This is a genomic window from Microcoleus sp. LEGE 07076 (genome assembly GCF_015207455.1).
Taxonomy (GTDB): domain Bacteria; phylum Cyanobacteriota; class Cyanobacteriia; order Cyanobacteriales; family Microcoleaceae; genus Microcoleus.
This window is the reverse complement of sequence record NZ_JADEWV010000364.1, coordinates 1-3,499: the sequence shown is the minus strand read 5'-3', so window position 1 is coordinate 3,499 and position 3,499 is coordinate 1. Positions and strand designations below refer to the sequence as shown.

Here is a 3,499-nt window from a genome sequence, read left to right as displayed (position 1 = left end):
TCAACCAATCGATTATCGACTCTCAAGGTCGTGCAATCAATACCTGGGCTGACGTGATCAACCGCGCTAACTTGGGTATGGAAGTAATGCACGAGCGCAACGCTCACAACTTCCCGCTCGATTTGGCAGCGGGTGAAACAACTCCAGTTGCAATGGTTGCTCCTTCTATCAACGGTTAATTTTTAACTTTTGATTGACAAACAGCGCTCCTAGAAATAGGGGCGCTTTTTGTTTGGGGAACAAGATTTTTGCTAACAATCGAACTTGACCAAACTCGGCGGTTGAAACCGCTACTACACAAGCTTTCGTCTGCTTCTGCAAACTAAAGAATAGAATATTACGCTCGACTCCAAGTTGCAGTAAATATAGATTACTGAAAACCGAATATCAATTATCTGACAAACACAAATAAAAATAAAAATAAAAATAAGTAAAAGATGCTTCGCCATTAGTGAGAAATTATGCAGTAGTTAAAATCAGACTTTCACTCGATATTTGAACAAAGTTAAAATTAAAGTAAGGAACATTAGAACTCATTGATTGGTTAAAAAAGAACCATACTCTAAAAACAGTATGCCTAGAAAAAAAGATGGTTTGCTCGGATTGTGGGGTGTTTTGACATAATAAAAAGTAACGGCATATTTGAAGGAATTCACAACAAAATAAACCTGTTAAAAAAGTGTGAATTTGAGTTGAGAAGCTTCATAAATATTGAAATACGAGCTTTATTTTAGGGAAATTTTGCTAAGGATTGAGCACAGTCAGTACGGAACAACCGATATTGCGATGCTGGCGGCTATCTGCGAAGTATCCGCGAGTTAATTGCCAAGGTTGAATTTGTGATTGTTTTTAATGCCGATCTCGATCTCGAAACAGCCCCTAGTAGCAACGAAGCCAGCAAATCGGGGTTGATCTGGCGTTGTATTTTTGGGCGAGCCCGACACCCCACAAGAAAATTCACTTTTTGTCGAAGAGGCCCGACAGCCTGTTCTTCTGAATGTTGCAAGGTGTGACAATTATCAGTCCTGGCAAAAACAGACGCCCTCCCATACTCTGGCACCGTACTACTAGCATTTTGCTTTGAAGTCCGATCGACACTTTTGATAGATTTGGTTCCTGCCGGACTACACTGGAAGACAAAATAGAATTAAAATTTGCGCCATAAATTCGATCGCCCCGCCGATCGGGGAGACTCTCCACTTGGTGGAACAGTCGTTCCGCCTGTGGTTGCTAGAGTAAATCTAAAATCGCGTGACTTCTGAACAATGATTGAAGTAGAACACTTAAGCAAAACTTACGGTTCGACCGCTGCAATCGCGGACGTGTCCTTTTCGGTCGAATCAGGAGAAATTCTCGGTTTTTTGGGGCCCAACGGCGCTGGAAAAACCACAACTATGCGGATTTTGTCGGGATATTTGCCTGCATCCAGCGGTACCGCCCGCATCGCAGGTCTCGACGTTCACGAAAACTCGATGGGAGTCAGACAGCGCATCGGCTATCTACCGGAAAACCCGCCGCTGTATCCAGAAATGACTGTGGAAGGGTTTCTGTTTTTTGTGGCCAGGATCAAGCAAGTACCTGCGGGCGATCGCGCGCGACGAGTCACTTCGGCGATCGAACGCTGCGGCCTGGTTGAAAAACGCAAAGTTTTAATCCGCAAACTTTCCAAAGGATTTCGGCAACGAGTTGGCATCGCCCAGGCGATCGTCCACGATCCGCCGGTGATTATCCTAGACGAACCAACCGTCGGCCTCGATCCGCGACAAATCATAGAAGTCCGCAATTTAATCAAAAGCCTGGGCGGCGAACACACAATCATTCTTTCCACCCACATTCTGCCGGAAGTCAGCATGACTTGCAACCGCGTCACCATCATCAATCGCGGTAAAATCGTCGCTGCTGGTAGTCCCGAAAATTTGATGGGAGAGTTGGCCGCCGGAGAGGGTTACGAGGTTGAAGTTGAAGGCGAGGCGGATTTGCTAAACAGTCTGCTGTTACCTTCAGTGGAAAATTTGCCGGGAGTTCGATCTGTCGAATTAATCCCCAAACAGCAATTTGTACCAAATCGTTACCGCCTGCGGGCCTTGTGCGAATCGGAAATGGAACCCGGACGAGAAATTGCTGCAGCTATTATCGCTTCTGGATTTGGACTCTGCGAAATGCGCCGCAATCGGGCTACTCTCGAAGATGTGTTTTTAAGGTTGACTGCGGCTGAAAAAAAACCGGAAGAAGAAAGTCTGGTTCACACCGAACCGGAGGTAGATCAAAATCTGCAAGCAGCGACAGAAATTTCAGATTCGATCCCCGATTCTGATCGATCGCAGTTAGAACCGACTATCGCGGATACTGATCGATCGGAATTGGAACCGATTGTGGAAAATCAGGCACTTTCCGATCCGCAAGAATCGAGCGAACAACCTCAGCCTGAACCGATGGTGGAAATTGTCGAGTCGAGCGAACAACCTCAGCCTGAACCGATGGTGGAAATTGTCGAGTCGAGCGAACAACCTCAGCCTGAACCGATGGTGGAAATTGTCGAGTCGAGCGAACAACCTCAACCTGAACCGATGGTGGAAATTGTCGAGTCGAGCGAACAACCTCAGCCTGAACCGATGGTGGAAATTGTCGAGTCGAGCGAACAACCTCAGCCTGAACCGATGGTGGAAATTGTCGAGTCGAGCGGTAATTTAGAACCAGAAGTTCAATTAGTTGTAGATTTTCTGGAAATTGTAGAAAGACAAGAGTCTATTGAACATCCCCAACCACAATCCGAACCAATTACAGAAACAGTAGAGTCTACTGAACTTTCTCCATCCGAACCGCCTCCAGTTCCAGATTTTCTGCAAATCGCCAAAACAGAAGAGTCTCTTGAACATCCCCAACCACAACCGATTGTCGAAAATCTCCAAGTTACAGAAACAGTAGAGTCTACTGAACTTTCTCCATCCGAACCGCCTCCAGTTCCAGATTTTCTGCAAATCGCCAAAACAGAAGAGTCTCTTGAACATCCCCAACCACCATCCGAACCAATTACAGAAACACCCGAGTCGATCGAACAAGTTCTACCACAATCGGAACCAATTACAGAAACACTAGAGTCTACTGAACCTCCCCAACCACAACCAATTGTCGAAAATCTCGAAGTTACAGAAACACCCGAGTCGATCGAACAAGTTCTACCACAATCGGAACCAATTACAGAAACACTAGAGTCTACTGAACCTCCCCAACCACAACCAATTGTCGAAAATCTCGAAGTTACAGAAACACCCGAGTCGATCGAACAAGTTCTACCACAATCGGAACCAATTACAGAAACACTAGAGTCTACTGAACCTCCCCAACCACAACCAATTGTCGAAAATCTCGAAGTTACAGAAACACCCGAGTCGATCGAACAAGTTCTACCACAATCGGAACCAATTACAGAAACACTAGAGTCTACTGAACCTCCCCAACCACAACCAATTGTCGAAAATCTCGAAGTTACAGAAACACC

Annotated in this window: 3 pseudogenes; all 3 read left to right on the top strand. The window is 45.8% G+C overall.

The features are described from left to right. Positions 1–179, top strand: a pseudogene (locus IQ270_RS29055) (photosystem II q(b) protein); the annotation flags it as partial. 417 nt (positions 180–596) lie between these two features. After that, positions 597–734, top strand: a pseudogene (locus IQ270_RS32490) (ISL3 family transposase); the annotation flags it as partial. A 531-nt stretch (positions 735–1,265) separates the two neighbouring features. After that, a pseudogene (locus tag IQ270_RS31605) lies at positions 1,266–2,210 on the top strand (ABC transporter ATP-binding protein); the annotation flags it as partial. Positions 2,211–3,499 lie beyond the last annotated feature (1,289 nt).